21 protein-coding genes, 1 pseudogene and 1 riboswitch are annotated in these 21688 nt (G+C 36.7%); of the genes and pseudogenes, 11 read left to right on the top strand and 11 right to left on the bottom strand.

The annotated features are described in order from the left end of the window. Position 1 precedes the first annotated feature (1 nt). Complete coding sequence (locus ACFSO7_RS21355) at positions 2-1000, bottom strand: ABC transporter substrate-binding protein (RefSeq protein ID WP_377879420.1); 999 nt, start codon at positions 998-1000, stop codon at positions 2-4. A gap of 118 nt (positions 1001-1118) precedes the next feature. Between ACFSO7_RS21355 and ACFSO7_RS21350 the strand changes: the two genes are divergently transcribed. After that, the gene (locus tag ACFSO7_RS21350) at positions 1119-1910 is read left to right on the top strand and encodes an alpha/beta hydrolase family protein (RefSeq protein ID WP_377879419.1); all 792 of its coding nucleotides are present in this window, start codon (positions 1119-1121) and stop codon (positions 1908-1910) included. Positions 1911-1938: 28 nt separating this feature from the next. Next, positions 1939-2181 (top strand): DUF2584 domain-containing protein, encoded by a 243-nt coding sequence (locus ACFSO7_RS21345; RefSeq protein ID WP_377879418.1) that lies wholly within the window; start codon positions 1939-1941, stop codon positions 2179-2181. Between the two features lie 259 nt (positions 2182-2440). Here the strand turns inward: ACFSO7_RS21345 and pckA are convergent, their stop codons facing one another. Then, the gene (gene pckA / locus ACFSO7_RS21340) at positions 2441-4024 is read right to left on the bottom strand and encodes a phosphoenolpyruvate carboxykinase (ATP) (RefSeq protein ID WP_377879417.1); all 1584 of its coding nucleotides are present in this window, start codon (positions 4022-4024) and stop codon (positions 2441-2443) included. Between the two features lie 251 nt (positions 4025-4275). Beyond that, a riboswitch (SAM riboswitch) is annotated at positions 4276-4407 on the top strand. 204 nt (positions 4408-4611) lie between these two features. On the opposite strand from pckA, the gene metK reads away from it, so the two are divergent. Next, positions 4612-5811, top strand: a complete 1200-nt coding sequence (gene metK / locus ACFSO7_RS21335) for a methionine adenosyltransferase (RefSeq protein ID WP_377879416.1) — start codon at positions 4612-4614, stop codon at positions 5809-5811. 253 nt (positions 5812-6064) lie between these two features. Beyond that, positions 6065-7963 carry an asparagine synthase (glutamine-hydrolyzing) gene (asnB, locus tag ACFSO7_RS21330; protein WP_377879415.1) on the top strand — a complete coding sequence of 633 codons (1899 nt, stop codon included), beginning with the start codon at positions 6065-6067 and terminating at the stop codon, positions 7961-7963. A 5-nt stretch (positions 7964-7968) separates the two neighbouring features. Here asnB and ACFSO7_RS21325 read toward each other — a convergent pair whose 3' ends face one another. Next, entirely contained in the window at positions 7969-8817 is an 849-nt protein-coding gene (locus ACFSO7_RS21325) for a C39 family peptidase (protein ID WP_377879414.1), read from the bottom strand. 66 nt (positions 8818-8883) lie between these two features. Then, positions 8884-9405: a gamma carbonic anhydrase gene (locus ACFSO7_RS21320; RefSeq protein WP_377879413.1), complete on the bottom strand. Its 522-nt coding sequence runs from the start codon at positions 9403-9405 to the stop codon at positions 8884-8886. 105 nt (positions 9406-9510) lie between these two features. On the opposite strand from ACFSO7_RS21320, the gene ACFSO7_RS21315 reads away from it, so the two are divergent. Both ACFSO7_RS21315 and ACFSO7_RS21310 read left to right on the top strand, forming a co-directional pair. Next, positions 9511-10320 (top strand): alpha/beta hydrolase, encoded by an 810-nt coding sequence (locus ACFSO7_RS21315; protein ID WP_377879412.1) that lies wholly within the window; start codon positions 9511-9513, stop codon positions 10318-10320. 43 nt (positions 10321-10363) lie between these two features. Further along, on the top strand, positions 10364-11467 hold the full coding sequence (locus tag ACFSO7_RS21310; protein WP_377879411.1) for a tetraprenyl-beta-curcumene synthase family protein: 1104 nt from the start codon (positions 10364-10366) through the stop codon (positions 11465-11467). Positions 11468-11483: 16 nt separating this feature from the next. Here ACFSO7_RS21310 and mnmM read toward each other — a convergent pair whose 3' ends face one another. Beyond that, positions 11484-12056, bottom strand: coding sequence for a tRNA 5-(aminomethyl)-2-thiouridylate-methyltransferase MnmM (gene mnmM, locus ACFSO7_RS21305; protein ID WP_377879410.1), 573 nt, complete (start codon positions 12054-12056; stop codon positions 11484-11486). Then, a complete protein-coding gene (gene mnmL / locus ACFSO7_RS21300; RefSeq protein ID WP_377879409.1) occupies positions 12053-13018 on the bottom strand; it encodes a tRNA modification radical SAM protein MnmL/YtqA in 966 nt (321 codons plus the stop codon). The genes mnmM and mnmL overlap by 4 nt, the downstream gene beginning before the upstream one ends. 203 nt (positions 13019-13221) lie before the next feature. On the opposite strand from mnmL, the gene ACFSO7_RS21295 reads away from it, so the two are divergent. Together ACFSO7_RS21295 and ACFSO7_RS21290 are read left to right on the top strand one after the other, a co-directional pair. Beyond that, on the top strand, positions 13222-13485 hold the full coding sequence (locus ACFSO7_RS21295) for a YtzC family protein (RefSeq protein WP_377879408.1): 264 nt from the start codon (positions 13222-13224) through the stop codon (positions 13483-13485). Positions 13486-13500: 15 nt separating this feature from the next. Next, on the top strand, positions 13501-13692 hold the full coding sequence (locus tag ACFSO7_RS21290) for a glycogen biosynthesis protein GlgD (RefSeq protein ID WP_377879407.1): 192 nt from the start codon (positions 13501-13503) through the stop codon (positions 13690-13692). 48 nt (positions 13693-13740) lie between these two features. Here ACFSO7_RS21290 and ACFSO7_RS21285 read toward each other — a convergent pair whose 3' ends face one another. Both ACFSO7_RS21285 and ACFSO7_RS21280 read right to left on the bottom strand, forming a co-directional pair. Further along, positions 13741-14100, bottom strand: coding sequence for a nuclear transport factor 2 family protein (locus ACFSO7_RS21285; protein WP_377879406.1), 360 nt, complete (start codon positions 14098-14100; stop codon positions 13741-13743). Then, positions 14100-14747, bottom strand: a complete 648-nt coding sequence (locus ACFSO7_RS21280; protein ID WP_377879405.1) for a nitroreductase family protein — start codon at positions 14745-14747, stop codon at positions 14100-14102. The genes ACFSO7_RS21285 and ACFSO7_RS21280 overlap by 1 nt, the downstream gene beginning before the upstream one ends. 210 nt (positions 14748-14957) lie before the next feature. Here ACFSO7_RS21280 and ACFSO7_RS21275 point away from each other — a divergent pair, with 210 nt between their 5' ends. Next, positions 14958-15809, top strand: a complete 852-nt coding sequence (locus tag ACFSO7_RS21275; RefSeq protein WP_377879404.1) for a DUF2268 domain-containing putative Zn-dependent protease — start codon at positions 14958-14960, stop codon at positions 15807-15809. Positions 15810-16112: 303 nt separating this feature from the next. Then, positions 16113-16246, top strand: a pseudogene (locus ACFSO7_RS21270) (transposase); the annotation flags it as partial. Between the two features lie 301 nt (positions 16247-16547). Here ACFSO7_RS21270 and ACFSO7_RS21265 read toward each other — a convergent pair. The 3 genes from ACFSO7_RS21265 to ACFSO7_RS21255 all read right to left on the bottom strand — a co-directional run bounded on the left by ACFSO7_RS21265 (position 16548) and on the right by ACFSO7_RS21255 (position 20177). Next, positions 16548-17819 (bottom strand): cation:dicarboxylate symporter family transporter, encoded by a 1272-nt coding sequence (locus ACFSO7_RS21265; protein ID WP_377879403.1) that lies wholly within the window; start codon positions 17817-17819, stop codon positions 16548-16550. Positions 17820-18000: 181 nt separating this feature from the next. Next, a complete protein-coding gene (locus ACFSO7_RS21260) occupies positions 18001-18894 on the bottom strand; it encodes a response regulator (protein WP_377879401.1) in 894 nt (297 codons plus the stop codon). A gap of 2 nt (positions 18895-18896) precedes the next feature. Next, the gene (locus tag ACFSO7_RS21255; RefSeq protein ID WP_377879400.1) at positions 18897-20177 is read right to left on the bottom strand and encodes an ATP-binding protein; all 1281 of its coding nucleotides are present in this window, start codon (positions 20175-20177) and stop codon (positions 18897-18899) included. Between the two features lie 256 nt (positions 20178-20433). On the opposite strand from ACFSO7_RS21255, the gene ACFSO7_RS21250 reads away from it, so the two are divergent. Next, on the top strand, positions 20434-21612 hold the full coding sequence (locus tag ACFSO7_RS21250) for an MDR family MFS transporter (RefSeq protein ID WP_377879399.1): 1179 nt from the start codon (positions 20434-20436) through the stop codon (positions 21610-21612). Positions 21613-21688: the final 76 nt, after the last annotated feature.

The raw sequence follows: 21688 nt of genomic DNA, 5'->3' as shown, positions 1-21688 counted from the left end.
TTTATTTCATAACATCTTCTGCAATTTTCGTATTAACAATGGTTTTATGGTCAATTTTTGCAGGAAGTTCACCAGCTTCATCCATAATATTTTGTAAGTTATTCCACTCTTCTTCATCCAAAATTGGATCTGTTGCATAGGAACCTTGCTCTTTGTAGCGCTCAACAACTGTTGCAATTAGCTCAACATCAGTATCAGGGAAATGTGGTTTGATTGCTTCAGCAATATCTTCGGCAGAATGGGAATCAACCCATTGCTGAGCTTTATAGATAGCTTTGGTAAATTTTTCAACCATGTCCTTTTGGTCCTTCATCGTGCTTTCTTTTGTCATAAATGTGGTGTAAGGGACATGACCAGATTCTTTTCCAAAGGAGGCAACAATATGTCCTTTACCTTCTAGCTCAAATACACTAGCAGTAGGTTCAAATAATTGAACATAATCACCTGTACCTGAAGAAAAAGCCGGTGCAATATTTGCAAAATCAACATTTTGAATTAATTCCAAGTCAGCATGCGGATCAATTCCATGCTTTTTCAATACAAATTCACCGACCATTTGCGGCATTCCACCTTTACGTTGTCCAAGGAATGTACTACCCTTTAATTGATCCCATGAAAAGTTTTCAATCTTCTCACGTGAAACGAGGAAAGTGCCATCAGTTTGAGTGAGCTGTGCAAAGTTAATTACCGGATCATTCGCCTGTTGTGCATGCACATAAATCGAAGTTTCCGAACCAACAAGTGCAATATCGACACCGCCAGAAAGTAAAGCAGTCATCGTTTTATCGCCACCGGGAACGGTAGTTACTTCCACATCAAGTCCTTCATCTTTAAAAAATCCCTTTTCAAGGGCAACATATTGAGGAGCATAGAAAATAGAGTGTGTAACTTCCGCAACTTTAATTTTTTGAACTTTCTCTTTACTACAGGCAGACAGCGAAAACATTAAAATAAAAACAAACAATAATGAAAAACTGACTTTAAGCCACTTTTTCTTCATAACGTGTGCCTCCTTAATTTAGAAAATGGGCGATTTTCGAATCTACGTTATCGTATGAACATAGAAAAAATGTGTGAATGCCTAGAACGATTTTTTTCAAAAAGGATGTGTAGTATTTATGCTTGAGATGAAAGGAGTTATCTTAGATGTGCAACGATTTCCATCACCAAATCCAGGTGTTGATCTATCAATCATTACTTATTTATCCGATGGTTTAAAAGTGAAAGGACTATTGGCAGAGCCGAAAACGACCGAACCTTTAGATGGGTTCCTTTATTTACGTGGGGGGATTAAGAATGTTGGTAAGGTTCGACCTGCTAGAATTGCCCAATTCGCCTCGGAAGGATTTATCGTTTTTGCCCCTTTTTACCGTGGTAATCAAGGAGGAGACGGAAATGAAGATTTTGCTGGTGATGATCGAGAGGATGCTTTCTCCGCATTTCGTCTATTGTTATCACATTCCCGAGTAAAGGGAGTTCACATATTCGGCTTTTCCCGAGGAGGTGTCATGGCGTTACTGACAGCCATTAAATTTCCAGAAGCAGCCTCGGTGGTTACCTGGGGAGGTGTTTCAGATATGTTTTTAACATATGAGGAACGACTCGATTTACGAAAAATGATGAAGCGGGTTATAGGGGGAACTCCAGCTAAATTCCCAGAGCGGTATGAGTGGCGAACCCCATTATTACAGATTGAAAAACTAATGTCACCAGTACTTATTATCCATGGGGTAAAGGACGGGAATGTGTCAGTCGAACATGCCTACAAATTGGAAAAATGTTTAAAAATACATAATAAAACAGTAGAAAGCTGGTACTTTGAAGAATTCACTCATTACTTTCCGCCGGCGATTAACCGAAAAGTTGTAAGTGATTTAGCTTCATGGATGAAGAAAGTAATGGTAAAATAAGGACAAATCATGATAAGGAGCGATTGAAATGGGGATGCCATTAGAATTAAACACTCTTGTTGTAACAAAGGGAAGAGAAGTACGAATTGAGGAAAACCTGTTTGAATTAACGAAAGAAGACTACCGCTTGTATCCCATTGATATTCCATTAGACATCCGCAAAACACTTGAAAGTGACTCAAGTGGTACATGTATGATAAAAAGAATCGAATGGGAAAACAAACAAACGAAGATTACTTATCAATTGGTTTCATTGAATTCTACGAACTAATAAAAAATGTCATCTCCAAGTTTTGAGAGATGACATTTTTTATAAGATAAGTATAACATTTTCGGACTTCGAAAATTGTCCAGCGCAAGCGTCCTAGCCCCGACGTACAGGAGTCCTAGTGTCGACAATGCGACAGGACGTCGCGTTTTTGTCGACCTCGAGGTCAAATGTTCGCCAACCAAAAAGTCAAAGAATGACTTTCCGGCTGGCGAAGCATTTGCTTGTCGGGGCTGATCAAGGCGCTTGCGCTTTTCTTATATTAAGCGATTGGTCCGCCTTTTTCTTCAATATCAGCTGGTACATTTGAAAACTTTTTGAAGTTTTCACGGAATTTTGTAGCAAGTTCTTTTGCTTTTGCTTCATATGCTGCTTGGTCCGCCCAAGTTTTGTTTGGTTGTAACACTTCATCAGGTACACCAGCTACATGTAAAGGAATATTTAAACCAAAGATAGGATCTTGAATCGTTTCTACATGATTTAATTCGCCTTCTAGAGCAGCTTGAATCATCGCACGAGTATAAGCTAACTTCATACGGCTACCTACACCGTATTCTCCGCCAGTCCAGCCTGTGTTTACTAAGAACACTTGTGAATTGTGTTCAGCAATTTTTTTACCAAGCATTTCAGCATAACGTGTTGCTGGTAGTGGTAGGAATGGTGAACCGAAGCATGTCGAGAAGGTTGCTTCAGGTGATGTAATTCCACGCTCTGTTCCAGCAAGTTTAGATGTAAATCCACTTAAGAAGTGATACATTGCTTGTTCCTTCGTTAGTTTAGAGATCGGAGGTAGTACCCCAAATGCATCAGCTGTTAAAAACACAATTGTATTCGGATGACCGGCCACACTTGGGTCAACAATATTTGAAATCGCTTGTAACGGATAAGCTGCACGTGTGTTTTCAGTTAATGAATTATCATCATAATCGGCAACTCGAGTTTCGTTGTTGACTACAACATTCTCAAGAACTGTTCCAAAACGAATGGCATCAAAAATTTGAGGCTCTTTCTCACGGGTAAGATTGATCGTTTTAGCATAACATCCACCTTCAATGTTAAAGACCCCATTGGATGACCAACCGTGCTCATCATCACCAATTAGGCGGCGATTAGCATCAGCAGAAAGTGTTGTTTTACCTGTTCCAGATAAGCCGAAGAATAAAGCAACATCACCCTCACGTCCGACATTAGCCGAACAATGCATAGAGAAAATATCTTGCTCTGGTAAAACATAGTTCATAACGGAGAAAATAGATTTTTTCATTTCTCCAGCATATTCTGTTCCACCGATAAGGACTGTACGTTTTTCAAAAGAAATAATAATAAAAGTTTCTGATTTAGTTCCATCCACCGCAGGATCCGCTTTGAAATTTGGAGCAGAAATGACTGTGAATGGAGAGTGGTGATCTAATAGTTCTTCATCATTAGGACGAATAAATAACTGATGAGCAAAAAGATTATGCCATGCGTATTCATTGACCACTTGAATAGGTAGACGATATTTTTTGTCTGCACCTGCAAATCCTTTAAAAACGAAAATTTCTTCTTTTTCTTGGAGATAATTAATAACTTTCGTGTATAATTGTGTAAAAGCTTCTTCAGAAATAGGTTGATTGGAACCCCAATCGACTTTGTCTTTCACAGAAGCTTCTTCTACGATATATTTATCTTTAGGGGAACGCCCTGTATATTTACCAGTAGTCGCACGAACAGCACCTGTAGAAGTTAATAAACCTTCATTTCGAGTAAGGACTTTCTCTACTAACTGTGGTACAGATAATTGAACTTGCACATTTTCGCCTTGTAATAATACATTTAATTCATTTGTAACACTGACAGAATTCATGTGATGAATACCTTCCTTTACCGTTTTGTTTTCATTATATAGTATTTAATTTTTTGAGTATACCAAATCAATAATAAGAAGTCACTTTATGTTAAATAGTATAACACATTAACTTAATTAGTCTATACTATTCATTGTAAAATATAAAAATAAATTTTGTTAACTTATCGTTCATTTTTTTCGAAAATAAACGATAAAAGGATTGACAAGGTTCGACATATTGATGTATGATTTTTCCTTGAACGGATACTCTCTTATCCCGAGCTGGTGGAGGGACAGGCCCTATGAAACCCAGCAACCTGCCAAGTTAAATAATGGATCAAGTCTGTTATTTTGGAAAAGGTGCTAAACCTGCGCAAGGTATCGACCTTGAACGATAAGAGTGAAAGGCGCGGAACGAACAACCAACAACCTTTCCTCGGAAGAAATTGGGGAAGGTTTTTTTATTTGTTTAGAAAGTGTCTTTTAATAATCACAATAGAGTTTGTTCCTGAATAAACAGTCAACATAAAAACTCTATGCTTTATTCATACTAATAGGGAATGAGTACCGTATCATAATGAGGTTTTTATATAGGAGGAATTCGGATGTCAACAAAACGTCGATTGTTTACTTCTGAATCAGTAACGGAAGGTCATCCAGATAAAATTTGTGACCAAATTTCTGATTCAATTTTAGATGCAATTTTAGCACAAGATGCTAATGCTCGTGTTGCTGCTGAAACAAGTGTTACAACAGGTTTAGTTTTGGTTGCAGGTGAAATTACTACTTCTACATACGTAGATATTCCAAAAATCGTTCGCCAAACAATTAAAGATATTGGTTATAGCCGTGCAAAATATGGTTTCGATTCAGAAACATGTGCGGTTTTAACATCCATTGATGAGCAGTCAGCTGATATTGCAATGGGAGTTGACAAAGCATTAGAAGCTCGTGAAGGACAAATGTCAGAAGAAGAGCTAGATGCAATTGGTGCTGGAGACCAAGGATTAATGTTTGGTTTTGCTTGCAATGAAACGAAAGAGCTTATGCCTCTTCCAATTTCACTAGCACACAAACTAGCAAGACGTTTAACTTATGTACGTAAAGAAGAGATTCTTCCATACCTACGTCCAGATGGTAAAACGCAAGTAACAGTTGAATATGACGAGAACGACAAACCAGTTCGAATTGATACGATTGTTATTTCGACTCAACATCACCCAGAAATTTCTTTAGAGCAAATTCAACGTAACTTAAAAGAACATGTAATCAATCCGGTTGTTCCACAAGAACTTATTGATGAAAATACAAAGTATTTCATTAACCCAACAGGTCGCTTCGTTATCGGTGGACCACAAGGGGATGCTGGTTTAACTGGACGCAAAATCATCGTTGACACGTATGGTGGTTATGCACGTCATGGCGGTGGAGCGTTCTCTGGTAAGGATCCAACTAAAGTAGACCGTTCTGCAGCTTATGCTGCTCGTTATGTAGCGAAAAACCTTGTTGCAGCTGGTTTAGCTGAAAAAGTTGAAGTTCAGTTAGCTTATGCAATTGGTGTAGCACAGCCGGTTTCTATTTCTGTTGACACATTCGGAACAGGAACTGTTTCTGAAGATGTATTAGTGGATCTAGTTCGTGCAAACTTCGACCTTCGTCCAGCAGGAATTATCAAAATGCTAGACCTTCGTCGTCCAATTTATAAACAAACAGCAGCATACGGACACTTCGGTCGTACTGATATTGATCTTCCATGGGAAAGAACAGATAAAGCGGAAAGCTTAAAAGCACAAGCGGCGAAATAATTCAAAATGTAGGGAGTTACAGATCTTATGTAACTCCCGTTTTTATTTCTCGTCAAATATAGTAGGATTAAATCATTAAAATGAGGGTATATTTGTGGTAGTATTAGAAGGTGAATTTTTTAGGCTATTTTCATAAAATTTGTTGATTTAAATGTAGTTTATAGACTTAACACAACAATCTTCGTGAAAAGAGTCTTTTTTAATGATCAAGATAATCAAGACAAAGCGAGAAATGGAGTAGGTGACATACATAATGTGTGGATTTATAGGGTGTGTTCACGATCAGGCACAACAATTTCGTGAGGATGATAAGCAAATTTTTAAAAATATGAATGATGTCATTACCCATCGTGGACCGGATGATGATGGTTTTTATTTAGATGAAAATATCCAGTTTGGTTTCCGTCGATTAAGCATTATTGATATTGAGAGCGGTCACCAGCCATTAACATATGAAAATGAACGCTATTGGATTATTTTTAATGGGGAAGTTTATAATTATTTAGAATTAAGAGAAGATCTTGTGAAGGAAGGCTTTGCTTTTTCCACACATTCCGATACAGAGGTAATTATTGCCCTTTATAGTCATTTAAAAGATAAAATGGTTGAAAAGCTTAGAGGAATGTTTGCCTTTTTAATTTGGGATAAGGAAGAACAAACATTATTCGGAGCTCGTGATCATTTCGGAATCAAACCACTTTTCTTTTATGAAGATGGTGATCGAACATTCTTCGGTTCTGAAAAGAAAAGCATTTTACTAGCAATGAAAGACAAAGAGATCAATAAAGATGCATTACAGCATTATTTAACGTATCAATTTGTTCCGGAACCTTATTCGATGACAGAAGGAATACAAAAATTAGAACCTGGTCATTGTTTTACGAAAAGGCTTGGATCTAAATTGGAGATAAAGCGCTATTGGCGTGCTTCTTTCCATCCTATTCAAAAGCCCGAATCTGACTTTATTAAAGAGATTAAAGATGTACTTTTTGATAGTGTAAACATTCATATGCGTAGTGATGTTCCTGTTGGATCATTTTTATCAGGTGGAATCGACTCATCTATCATTGCTTCGATTGCAAAAGAATTTCATCCAGCAATTAAGACGTTCTCTGTCGGTTTTGACCACAATGGATTCAGTGAAATCGATGTAGCAAAAGAGACCGCTGAAAAATTGGGTGTCGAAAATATTAGTTATGTGATTTCTCCGCAGGAATATATGAATGAAATTCCGAAAATTATGTGGCATATGGACGACCCGCTTGCGGACCCTGCTTGTGTTCCCCTTTATTTTGTTGCACGTGAAGCTAGAAAACACGTTACGGTAGTACTTTCTGGGGAAGGCGCTGACGAATTATTCGGGGGCTATAATATTTACCGTGAGCCTCAGTCGTTGGAAGTGTTTAATAAGATTCCTCGTGTTGGCAAGGCTGTATTAAAAGGTATCGCTAAGTGCTTACCAGAAGGTACAAAGGGGAAAAGCTTTATCGAACGTGGAGTTACTCCAATGGAAGAAAGATATATTGGAAATGCAAAAATGTTCACGGAAGAAGAAAAACGTCATATTTTAAAAGGTTACAATTCAGGGCTTAATTATACCGATATTACGAAGCCATTGTATGAAGAAAGCAAAGGATATGATCCGGTTGATCGGATGCAATTCATTGATATTCATACTTGGATGCGAGGAGATATTCTATTAAAAGCAGATAAAATGACGATGGCTCACTCGCTCGAATTGCGTGTTCCTTTCTTAGATAAAGAAGTATTTAATGTTGCTTCGAAAATACCAACAAGCCTAAAAACGGCGAATGGTACAACGAAATATATTTTACGAAAAGCGGCAGAAGGTATTGTACCTGATCATGTTTTAAATCGTAAAAAGCTTGGTTTCCCTGTTCCAATTCGTCATTGGCTTAAAGATGAAATGAACGATTGGGCGAAAAAAATAATCCGTGAAAGTAACACGGATCATTTAATCAATAAAGCTTATTTATTGAAGCTATTAGAAGACCATTGTCAGAATAAGGCAGATAATAGCCGGAAAATCTGGACGGTTCTTATGTTTATGGTTTGGCACCAAGTATATGTGGAAAAAGTATATGATTTTGAAACAGCAACGATTGGTGAAAAATCGCTTCAGCCGATGTAATTTTATTAGGGGAGATATGTAATAGCTTGTCTCCCCATTTGCACCCAAGATTCCTCGAAATCTTTTATGGGTGCTTTTTTATTTTTCTCTCCAGTTAAAGGATCATTAAAATATATAAAATCTTGATCATAACCAGTGATAAGAACAGAATGTTCCCTGTAGGTAATTTGAATTTTCCCTTTGGGTGTTTGCCAAGTTTGAAATTGATCATTTGATAATTTTTTGTATTGCGTATTAATGATTACCCATACAGGTCTATTATCAGATAAATGGATTTTTATTTCATGAAAATTGCCACCAGTAAAATCCTTTATTCTCCCTGGAAGATACTTTTCAGCAAGTTTTCTAATGGGATCATGGTACACCCCTAAACCTGGTTCATTATACGTATACATATTTCCAATAAATCCGTCATTCGGGTGTCCAAAATAGGTAATTCCATTTTCAATTTTGTAAGGTGTGGGGTTTTTATAAATTTCTTTTGCCAATGTAAGCTTATCAACTAATACATTCGCACTTTGTAAAAGCATCGCCAGACTTGTAACTTCACAGCCCCGAGGTAATTCGGGAAATTGTTCGATTACGGGACAATCAAGTAAAACATTTTCCTTCATTTTAATAATGGATGGGGAGGTATCCTCCTCCAAATAATGAGATGTTACTTTAACAGGATCTTTTGCCCATTCTTTAAGCTGGTCCATTATTTTTGCGGTTTTACCGGTATAATCAATCCAAAATGCAGTTAGCAAAACGCCAGCAACAAATAGAATACTCTTGGATTTCGACATATATTTTAATAAGACAAAAGCGAGTATGATTACGAGCGGTATAGTGATGGTAGACAGGATCGGCATAAGATCACCTTAAATTCTTGAGTGTATTGATGTGTTAAGGTTTATAATAAGATAATGAGTTATCGCTTATTCTTGAGTTTTTTGTACGGATTTATAGTATTGTGCTTTTTCAGCGTATTCTCTAGATATTCGTTGCATATCAATGATATCTTCGTTTGTTAATTCTCTTATCACTTTGGCAGGACGTCCGAAGACAAGTGTGTTTGGTGGGATCTTTTTTCCTTGAGGAACGAGACTTCCAGCTCCAATAAACGCACCTTCACCAATTTCAGCGCCGTCAAGGATAATCGATCCCATACCAATTAACGCTTTTGAACGAATAATCGCACTGTGAAGAATAACTGTATGTCCTACTGACACTTCGTCTTCGATAATAAGGGGATTCCCAGGACTTTGATGAAGCACACAATTATCCTGGATATTTACTTTTTTACCAATAATCGTTGGGGCAACATCGCCACGAATCGATGTATTAAACCAAATACTCGACTCATCACCGATTGACACATCTCCAGTTATTGTAACGTAATCAGCAATATAAGCTGAAGAGGAGATTACTGGGTATTTTTCTTTGTAAGGGTAGATCATTTGACATTCACTCCTAATCAATAACATATTAACTATTGTATCGAATAAAAGAGATAAATAAAGTGAGAATGAATATATTATTTTAAAAAGAATGGGGGAAGAGAGATGTGGAAATGGGAAACGGATGGTGAGGCAAAAGCAGTCATCGTAATCATACATGGAGCATCGGAGCATCATGGTCGTTATGGCTGGTTAATTGAAATGTGGCGTTCTTCTGGGTATCATGTGATTATGGGGGATCTCCCGGGTCAAGGGCTAACCTCCCGCACTAGAAGAGGACATATTGATTCCTTCGATGAGTATTTATTTGAAGTAAAAGATTGGATCCAAACGGCTTATCAGTTTGAATTGCCTGTTTTTTTAATTGGACATAGTATGGGTGGATTAATTTCAATACGATTATTAGAAACAGAGCAGTTAAAATTAGCTGGGGTTATCTTGTCTTCGCCTTGTGTTGGATTGACTCATACTCCACCTAAATTTCTTGATATTTTATCACATGGATTGAATGTTGTCCTACCTAGCTTAAGAATAGATTCAGGATTGACTGTCGATATGGCAACGAGAAATATTGAGGTAAGAGAAATTGATTCCAATGATACATTGTATGTAACAAAGATGTCAGTACGCTGGTATCGAGAGCTTGTTGCAGCCATGAAATTATCATTTGAAGAAATAGCAAAAATTCAGGATGTACCTATGCTTGTTATGCAGGGTGGCGATGATAAAGTGGTGAATAAAAAGGCAGTAAAAGAATGGTTTAATTTATCACCTCTATCTGAAAAAAGATTTAAAGAATGGCCAGAATGCTACCATGAAATTTTTAATGAACCTGAAAGAGAGACGGTATTTCAATATGCGAAGGATTTTTTCGATGGGCAATTAAAAACACTTGGCTATTATATAGCAGATTAAGCTCGGGGGCATAAGTACCCGATAGATAGAAAGGATTTGTCTTATGAAAGTTCCTACCTCCTCGATTGGATTAATGAGCCAAGTTTATATGAATATTTTACCAACTGTGCACAATGAATTAAATTATTGGAAAAAAAGAGCAAGCGAAATCCCAAATGATGAATTAAGAAAGCAGGCGTTAGCAAGTATTGAACATAAAGCCTTTCATTGCGAAGGTGGAGGAATATTAGCCATCCTATCTCAACAGGAATATAAAAAAGCGATTCGCTTTATTGTTGCTTATCAGACGATTAGTGATTACTTAGATAATCTTTGCGATCGAAGTACTTCACTTGATCCAGATGATTTCGCCGCTCTTCACGAATCGATGAGTGATGCACTAACTCCTAACCGAAAAGGTGATAATTATTATCGAAATCGACTCGAGCAAAACGATGGTGGTTATCTGGAGGAATTAGTGCAGACATGTCAATCAGTTTTAGCAAATATACCTGAATATCAAGCAATCCAAATGAATCTCTTAACCCTTTGTCATTATTATTGTGACTTACAGATCCATAAACATGTTGTTGTATCTGAACGTGTTCCCCGATTGGAGAATTGGTTCGGTAAATATGAAGCTAGCTTACCACCAATGAAATGGTATGAATTTTCGGCATGTTCAGGTTCAACACTTGGGATATTTTGTTTAATTTCCTATGCCATGCGGAAAGATTTTAGAAAGGTTGACGCTTTGAAACTGTATAATGGTTACTTCCCATATATTCAGGGCTTACATATTTTGCTCGATTATTTTATTGATCAAGAAGAGGATTTAGCGGGTGGCGATTTAAATTTTTGCTTTTATTATAAAAATCATGAAGAGCTATTTACACGTTTAACTCACTTTTTAAAAGAAGCAGATCGTCATACAAAAGACATTCCCCATCGGAAATTTCATCAATTAATTAATCGAGGATTAATTGGTATTTATTTATCTGATGAAAAAGTAAAGCAGCAGCCGAAAGTGGACAAGTTGGCCAAAGAATTGATCAAACAAGGCGGTCTCATTAGTTCGTTCTTCTATTGGAATGGACGGGCCTATCGTCGTTTTCAAAAGGGAATAATGAAATCGAATGCTACCTATGCACAAAATAAAGAAGCCTGACCTTAGGGTAGGCTTCTTAAATTTTCTCAATCGCAACGATAAATGGCGGGTCGTTTTGCTGGTTTAAAAATTGATACAGTAACACACGTGCCTTTTGTTGATCCAAGTTTTTGACATATTGAAGCAAATGATCACGTTCTGTAGCTCCTTCAGGATGACCATGATAAATGACAAGCACTATGATCCCTTCTGATGCCATTATTTGAAGCAGTTGTTCAATCGCCGCTATCGTTGTATCAGGTTTTGTGACAACGGATTTATCACTTCCCGGCAAGTAGCCAAGATTAAAAATGGCTGCCGTTACTTTTCCATGGTAGTCGGGAGGAATCAAATCTTGAATATGTTCATGTCCTTTATGGAAAAGAATAGCCCGATTTTCTAAGTGATGTTCAGCAAGTCTTTGTTTGCTTTTTAAAATGGCTTGTTCTTGTATATCAAATCCATATACCTTACCGGACTCCCCGACGAGATTGGCTAAAAATAATGTATCATGTCCGTTCCCTAATGTAGAGTCCACCGCAATATCACCAGGCTGAATTGCTTTTTCCATTAAAGATCTAGCAAATTGCAATACTCTTTCAATCTTCATCCTCTAGTTTCCACCTTGCTTTTATACAGTTTTCCTTGCCAGCTATCTCTTCTTTTAAGTTCAGCATCAATTGAGTTTAAAACTTCCCACTTATTCACACTCCACATAGGTCCAATCATTAAATCAATCGGTCCATCGCCAGTAATTCGATGAACAATCATTTCAGGTGGTAAAATTTCTAATTGGTCGCATACTAATTTTACATAATCATCAAATGTTAAAAACTTGAGCATGCCTTTTTCATATTGTTTGACCATTGGCGTTCCTTTTAATAGATGTAATAAATGAATTTTTATTCCTTGTACATCAAGCTTGGCAACTTCTTCTGCTGTTTTCATCATCATTTCAGGAGTTTCCAGTGGAAGGCCGTTAATGATATGAGAACAAATACGAATTCCATGTTTCCTTAATTTACTGACACCTTTTTTATAACAGTCGAAATCATGGGCACGATTAATTAAATCAGCTGTTTTTTCATGAACAGTTTGTAATCCTAGCTCAACCCATAAATATGTTCTCTCATTTAGTTCAGCTAAATATTCGACGACATCGTCTGGCAAACAATCTGGTCTTGTAGCAATCGATAGACCAACAACACCATCTTGTTTAAGGACAGTTTCGTATTTTTCACGTAATACATGTACTGGCGCATGTGTGTTTGTGAATGCTTGAAAATACGCCATATATTTGCCGTCTTTCCATTTATGATGCATTTTTTCTTTAATTTCATTGAATTGTGTGTTTAAGTCATCTACACGATTGCCTGCAAAATCACCTGATCCAGAAACACTGCAAAAGGTACAACCTCCATGTGCAACGGTACCATCCCGATTCGGGCAATCGAATCCACCATCAAGTGCTACCTTAAAAACTTTATGTCCGAACTCATTTCTAAGATGATAGTTCCACGTATGATATCTTTTATCATCAGTTGCAAAGGGAAAAGGGTTTGTCTGATTCAAAATCAGTCCCTCCTTATTAAAGTAATATCATATTTTAACATGAAAAATAGGGGTTATCCAATGGACTTTGTCACAAATAAAGCAGAAGGTATTTTGGATATAGTTTACTTTTAAGATAAGTGATAGGAAATGTAGAGATGAACAAAATAAGATATGAGGCATTTTGCTTCAAAAACATTGATCATACCTAGGGAGGGTTATTCATGGCAACCCGTCAATCAGTTGATGATTTATTACAACGATGTGAAGATGCGATCCGAACCGCGCAAGACCAATATCTTGAGGGTAGTATGCAGGAACATTACAACGATGATGATTATACAAATGCACTCCAAGGTTTAGAAGAAGCTTTTAATGATCTAGCAACGATGGCTAATAGTGCAAATTCGCAACAAAGAGAGCAGCTTCATCGTATGCGTCTTCAGTTGCAGCAAGCACAAAATAATATGATTTTACTTAGACATTAATAGGGGGAACCTACATTGGCAAAGCGTTCGAAAATGAATAATCCAGAACAAAAGACACGGAACGGAAGTAATAATCAGGATGTGGAATTTGGTCAGGATATGGATGTAATCAAAAAATCAAAATTGGCATATGAAAAAACTGGTGGTCAGCCAGTGAAATCGAAAATGCATCAGGAGCAAAATCAGACAGGTAGAACAAGGCATTAAGAGAAAGGGGGGCCAATGCTTGGCCTCCTTCCTTTATCCACAGTTTAGTTAATTTGCTCTTGAATAGACTCTCATATTGGTGATTTTATTATTTTTAACGCGATAAGTTACAATGCAGGAATAAGGTGGTTGTTCACTCCCATCCTTTAACATCGTACCAGAAATGTATTCCTCTAAGACAACGACCTCTCCGACTACCATATAATTTTTAACTTCAATATGGATATTGGGACTTTGTTCAATCACCTTTCCATATTGGGGGATAAATTGTTCCATATCTTTTAAAATATATGTCCCATTGTCGCTAATCCAGCTGCAAGAATCTGCAAAAAAGTCCTTTTGCGCTCTTAGATCGTGTCTGTTATGTGCTTCTATTTGGTCTAAAACTATCTTTAAAGGGTCATTCATCACATAAATTCCTCCTTCGTGAATGTTTCTTCAAATAGATAATCATCTAACGGTAATCTAATCGTTGAATGTGGAACAGTTGAATCTAATTGATATCCCAATGTAATCATCATTACAGGAATATAACGATCTGGTATGTGCAATTCATTACGCAATTCATCTTCTTTAAACCCAATCATGGGACAAGAATCAATTCCATAGTTTTTGGCAGCCAGCATTAGCAGCATAGATGCCAATGATGCATTTCTAATTGCCTCATGAATAGCGAAGTTTTCTTTGTTTTTGTAAATGTTGGGCAAATTTAGTAGGTAATGATTCATTAAATCTTCAGACATATAGCCTAAATCAACTTGCCTTTGATAAATTTTTTCTGCATTTTTATAAGCTTCAGTATCTCCTAAGACAATGACTACACAAGAACTGTCTAGAACTTGTTCTTGATTCCAAGCAATTGGATAAATTCTTTCTTTTTTCTCTTGGGTTTTAATTATGAGGAATCTCCAATGTTGTAAATTCCATGAAGAGGGGGCTTTACCCGCTAGGCTAAAAATATTGTCTAAAATTTGATTTGGTATTTGAACACCTGGTTTGTACTTTCGTACACTTTTTCGTTCAGCAACGATTTGATCAAATGTGATAGTTTCCAAAGTAGAATTTATGTGAATACATCTCCTTTTTACATAATTTCACTTTAATTATAAAATAAGGAATTCCTTCCACAAGTAGGCACTTTTTTGTAACCAGGTATGAAAAATGGGTCGTGTTTATACAAAAATAGGTAGTATGTAATTGGAAGGAATAGTACACTCTTTGGAGAATTAGTAGATAGAATATGTAGGTTATTGGGGAGGGATTACATGAAAATTATAGATACCGCATCCTTTTTTATCGATTATTATCAACCTTCTTTAAGTTTTTTAAGTAACTACTATAATGAATTCCCAGAAGCATTTAAAGAATATTTTGCCTACCATTGTAAAGATACAGAGGAGAGACATATTCAGTCAATTAATAAATACACAGAATATCTATCTACAATTAAACAAGTTCATAAGAATATTGTCTCGATTATTAATGAAATAACAGATGAGTATTTGAAACTTTACGAACTAGAGTTCCCTATTGAAGTAAATTTAATTGTAGGTGGATTTGGGTCAAATGCTTTTACGCACAGACAAATTATCCCGAACATAACATTTGCATTAGAAAGATTATCGCCAGAAATGGACCATCTAAAAACAATTGTTGCCCATGAATTTGGTCATGCAGCCCATAACATTCTATCAAATAAGGCAAATGTAGAGTGGGCAAAAATTCAATGGGAAAACCCACTTACATGGCTTTATCAAGAAGGAGCGGCAACACATTTTTCTAGGAATATTGTAGGGGGATTAAACCCTTCTATCTATTTCTCATTTAATAATGACGGTGAAGAATGGTTAGCATTTTCAGAATTAAATAGAAATGAAATAAAAATGGCCTTTGCTGAAGACTATTCCACTAAGTCGAATGAGTTTATTTTCCGTGAATGGTTTTCTATTTATGGCGGTGAAAAATATGGCTATAATAGATTGGGTTATTTCATTGGTGATATGTTTTTTCAAGATCAAATTTCAAAATTTGGGGAAATAAACGCTATACTTGCTTGGAAAAGCAATAATTTTGAGGAAAAAGCTAGAAAGTGGTTGTTCGAAGAAAATAGGCAATGAATAAACAAAAAGGAAACCTATTTTATTTGGTTTCATCAGACTGTAGACAAACTCGAAGAATTTCGAGTTTGCCTGCAGTTTTTTTCTATTAAAATAAGTTTATACTCAAAAACCGTTGATTTCCGCTACGGGCGAACGCTTTCCGCGGGGTGTGAGCTTATAGCCTCCTCACTCGCTTTGCTCCCTGCGGGGTCTAAAGGCTCACACTATTTCCCGCAGGAGTCGTCGCCCATCGCTCCAATCAACTAGATAACCGGAAATATTTAAGAGGTGACGTACCTTGATGGCAAAAATCTTTCTCAAGAACGTGTCTTTTCAGATGCGAAGAAAAGCATGGTATGCGATGGACAACCTTACGAGGGCTTAAAAAATTGTCCATGCAGGCGATGCTTACATTTGCTGCCATGAATTTAAAGAAACTAGCAGCTTGGACTTAGCAGGATGCCTGATGATGACTTCTAAGACTATATAATATGTTTTGGGGTCAGTTTTTAAGCAGATACTCGCTGATTGGAGCGGAAGGTGCTTGACTCCTGGGGGATATAGCGTTGCAGACGAGACCCCGCACGGAGCGAAGTGAAGGAGGAGGCTCGGCGAACGCCACCCGGAAAGCAAGCGCCTGGAGCGGAAATCAGCCTTTTCTTCTACATTATCTTTTAAAAATGACAAAAGGCGGTGAGAAAGAGTCTTCTCACTGCCTTTTGTTTATTCATTGCTTATCTTTTAGTTTTCGCATTCTTATGCTGCTTTTTCAATTGATGAGAGGTACTCTTTTCCCTTTTTTAAGTCAAATCGACCTTCCCACTTAGACATAACAATGGCTGCTAAAGAGTTACCGAGCACATTTACAACGGTACGTGCCATATCTAGAATTCTGTCAATTCCTGCGATGAAAGCTAAGCCTTCAAGTGGAATACCTACAGAACCTAATGTTGCTAACAAAACGACAAAGGATACGCCAGGGACACCTGCAATTCCTTTTGAAGTAACCATTAAAACGAGCATTAAAGTAATTTGTTGCGAAATACTTAAATCAATTCCATACATTTGTGCGATGAAGATTGCAGCAAGAGCTTGGTAGAGAGTTGATCCGTCTAAGTTAAACGAATAGCCAGTCGGAATAACAAAGGATACAACGTCTTTCGGACAACCGAACTTCTCCATTTTTTCCATTACTTTCGGCAATACTGTTTCTGAACTTGCTGTTGAATAAGCTAAAACAATTTCGTCTTTTAAAATTTTAACGAGATGAAGGATGCTTGTACCGCACATTTTTGCGATCATTCCAAGCACAACAACAACAAAAAAGAGCATTGTTCCATATACACTTATGAGTAATTTTCCTAACGGAACTAATGACTCGACACCAAATTTTGAAACCGTGACACCGATTAAAGCAAACACACCAAACGGAGCAAATTTCATAATTTGATTGGTTACCCAAAACATTGCATCTGCAGTGCCTTGGAAGAAAGCGAGGACCGGCTTTCCTTTTTCACCAATAGCTGCAATTCCTAACCCAAACATAACGGCAAAGAAAATGATTGCAAGCATGTCCCCATTTGCTAAAGATTCAATAATGTTTTTTGGAACAATGTTGACAAAAGTATCGGCAAAACTATGGCTCGTTACTTCATTTGAAGTTTCAACATACTTTTGTATATCGCCTTTAGCAAGCTTTGTCATATCAATCCCAATACCTGGTTTAATAATATTTGCAGCTAATAATCCAACGATTATAGCAATCGTCGTAACAATTTCAAAGTAAAGAATGGTTTTTCCACCAAGTTTACCCAACCTTTTCATATCGCCGGTTCCGGCAACACCAAGGATTAAAGTTGAAATAACAATCGGAACAACGATCATTTTAATTAATCGAATAAAGATATCACCGATGGGTTGCAAATAAGTTTCTACTGCAGGGTTTCCGTAAAAAATGGCTCCGACACCAATCCCTAATGCAAGACCAACAAGAATTTGATAAGCTAAGCCGAATTTAAACTTTTTCATTAAGTCACCTCTCCTAAATATTAGAATGTAAACGCTTACTAGTTTTTTGAGCGTAGAAGATAATTTTAGTATATGGAGAAATTATAAAATCCTACAAAATCCGACATGACTAAATGAGTAATTTTATTTTCATAGAAAATAACCCTAGCTCTAAATAATGAACTAGGGTGACGAGAACAGTTTATGAAGTTTCTGCGTATTTTTCTACGGTATCAAGGAACAATACTTGAAGAAACTTTTTAATATTTATTTTTACTTTCAATGTTTCAATACGGTCCTTATCAATCTCTTTCATTCGCGCTCTTATTTCTTGAAATTCGAAATAACGAGGTGCATAATATTCAAACTTGGGATTGGTGTAATCGATTGTTCCTAAGGAAGCTAGGTTGTTAAGTGCGGTCATAATAGCTCTGCGAATTCGTTGTTCAATGGATTTACTTTCTTTTTTTATTTCTGAAAGATCTGTTTTATTGGGATCGATAATCGCTTCGTATAATTCCTTTAGAGGGGGTAGCAGTTTTGGCGAATCATTGCGATGGATTAAAAATTCCATCATCAATATGATGTCCCCACTACCTGCTTCTCCAATGATTCCCATATCATTTAATATCGACAACACAATTTCTTTCACACTCCGCTGTTTCGGTGTGAACTTGGCTGTTTCCATATATGCTAAAGATTCCTTTATCGTCATTAATGATTGTTTAAGCCGATACTGTTCAGCTACCTTCTTTAAAATGCTTTGAACCTCTATTCGATTAATCGGTTTATGAATAAAGAATTCGACTCCCTTTTCATAGGCTTCTCCAACCATTTCCTTATTTACTATTTGAGAAATCATGATAAATTGCCCTCGAAATCCTTTCGCACGGAGTAGTTCAATTGTTTCAATTCCATCCAATTTTGGCATTAAAAAGTCAATTAAGACAATATCGGGTCGTGTAGAAAGAATCAGTGGAATCGATTTTTCTCCGTTTTCAGCTTCACCAATTACCTCACCAAGTTCACCATCAGAAATAACCCTCTCAAGCATTCTGCGACTTGCTGTATCATCATCAACAATAAAATAGAGCATTTTCAATCAACTCTCTTTCTAATATTCGTAGTGGGAATTTGGATTCGAAATATTGTTCCCGCAGCTTTTGAATCAATAAGAATCTGACCGTTTAGGGTATCAACGATTTCTTGGACGTGGGATAGGCCAATCCCTGTTGCGGCCACTCCGTGATCATTGAATTTTGTCGTATAACCTGGTTCAAAGATGATGGATAAATCTTCTTTGGGAATTCCTTTTCCAGAATCCTTTACCGTAAATATTGTAGATCCTAATTCTTCAAAGATGCCGAAATCAATTTTTCCCACCTTAGTAATGGCTTCCACAGCATTAGCTGTCAAATTATTCAATAATGCAAGCAATGGTATTTGTTGATCCGTATCAAAATCAGTAGAAAGTGTCAGATTAAAATGGATTTTTTTCCCTAGCATTTCACTATATTTTTCATTTGCTGTTATCACAAATCGAAGCACATCAGAAAGAGAATGTACTTCATTTCTTTTTTGGATCGTTATTTTAGACAATCCAGAAAGTATCCGCTGTGAGTCCTTTTTCACTTCATGTATTTCTTGGGCTATAAGTAGCGCTTGAGCGCTCAACTCCTGGAGATTCCTTTTTTTTAATTTACGATATAAATCATGGCTAGAAGCCGTAATTTGTTCAATATGATTCATTGATTTCTCTAAGTAAAGGGTTTCACTATATAATTCGGACCCAATTTCGAGCATTTCCTGCATTCGTTTTTTTTGTTCCGAAACAATTATCGAACTATAAATTCCAACCACAAAGTAGCTACGGAAAATGGCAACCCCACTTAATAATGCCCATTCATATACCCCTAAGTTCGCATGATTTAACAGCCAATAGCGCATGAGATGTTCTAGACTGTTTCCGATAAATTCTAATCCGGCTGCCAAAGCTCCAAGAAGAAGGGGAGAGGTTTTGTATTTATCTATTTTTAATAGGTTAAAACCTAATCCAAGAATAAAATAGAACAGAAATGCTGGTAGATGATTCTTGACACTAATTGAGATAGAGGCGGGACCCGACACCATATCTTCAATCATGCGAAATAAGAAAACCGTTATCCCAGTTATAAACCCTGTTCGAATCAAAGAACCTGGAGGACGAATGAGGATCAGTAAAAAGAAACTGATACTTCCTAATCCAAAACGAAAAGCCTCCCCATTGAAGGGAATCACTTTAATTTCGCTGGCAATCGAGGTAATTAGGGCAATAAATAATAGAGAAAACCATTCATTTTTGGTGAAATTTTTCCTAAAAAAATTTTTAAAAGAAAGCATTTATTACTCCTTCAGAAGACATGAATAAAATACGTGCTCTAATCATAACGAAAAGAACACCAATCTTAAAGAGGGGAATGAAATCTTTCAATTGAAGAGTGATATGAAATGAGGAACAATTTTGAGATTAGCTTCTATTGTTGAAAATATACAAGAGTACTGAAAAATAATATGTATAAAACCATTGCACATTATGATAAAAACCTCTAAAATTGTTTTGTTATTTGAAATAGTGAAGTTTAAAGGAGCGTTTTTCATGCCTCGTGCCTTATGGCTTTTAATCATCGGGATGGCAGTGAATGTTACGGGCTCTTCTTTTTTATGGCCTTTAAATGCAATTTATATTCATGACCATTTAGGTAAATCTTTAACGGTTGCTGGGATTGTCTTAATGTTAAATTCAGCTGCTAGTGTAATAGGGAATTTATTTGGAGGAAGTTTGTTTGACAAAATCGGTGGCTATAAGTCTATTCTTTTGGGAATTGTAATTTCTCTTCTCTCTCTTATTGGCTTAACGATTTGGCATGGTTGGCCGCAATATGTTATCTTCTTAACGATCATTGGTTTTGGATCAGGGATTATTTTTCCATCTATGTATGCCATGGCGGGTACAGTTTGGAAGGAAGGGGGACGTAAATCCTTTAATGCGATTTATGTTGCTCAAAATGTCGGAGTAGCGGCAGGTGCTGCACTTGGTGGACTAGTTGCATCCTATTCATTTGAATGGATTTTTCTAGGAAATACGTTGCTATATGTTATTTTCTTCTTAATTGCTTTACTAGGTTATAAAAATATTTCACCGTCAGTTGGTAAAGTAACATCTATTTTCGAAGGGAAACAAACGGTGAAAAACCATTCTAGACTATATGCACTACTAATCCTTTGTATCGGGTACTTGCTTTGTTGGGTGGCTTACGTTCAATGGCAAACAACGATCGCGGCTTATACTCAAGAAATTAACATTTCCATTGAACAATATAGTATTTTATGGACGTTTAATGGTGCGTTAATCGTATTAGGGCAACCAATCATGAACCAATTAATCAAAGGTGTTAAATCAATTAAAGTTCAAATTATCATCGGTACCATTATTTTTATCTTATCCTTTGCCGTTGCGGCTGCTGCTGAGCAGTTTATCTGGTTTATTGCGGCGATGACCATTTTAACGATTGGTGAAATGCTAATATGGCCAGCTGTTCCAACGATTGCAAGTCAATTAGCTCCCGAAGGTAGAGAAGGATTTTATCAAGGGGTCGTTAATAGTACGGCAACAGGTGGAAGAATGATTGGGCCTGTATTAGGTGGTTTGCTAGTTGATTTATATGGAATGTCAATGCTATTTACAGTATTAATTGGCTTATTTGTGATTGCCATCTTTACGACTATCATTTATGATCGAAATTTAAAGGAAAAGAAAGAGCTTAAAGCCATTTAACCAAAAGTCTGCGTTTTCCGCAGGCTTTTTTTCTATGTCTTCTGTATCAAAAATCAGCGAAAGGGAAATTTAATCT

It is taken from the genome of Bacillus sp. CGMCC 1.16607, assembly GCF_042683745.1.
Taxonomy (GTDB): domain Bacteria; phylum Bacillota; class Bacilli; order Bacillales; family Cytobacillaceae; genus Pseudoneobacillus.
This window is presented reverse-complemented; position numbering and strand designations above follow the sequence as displayed.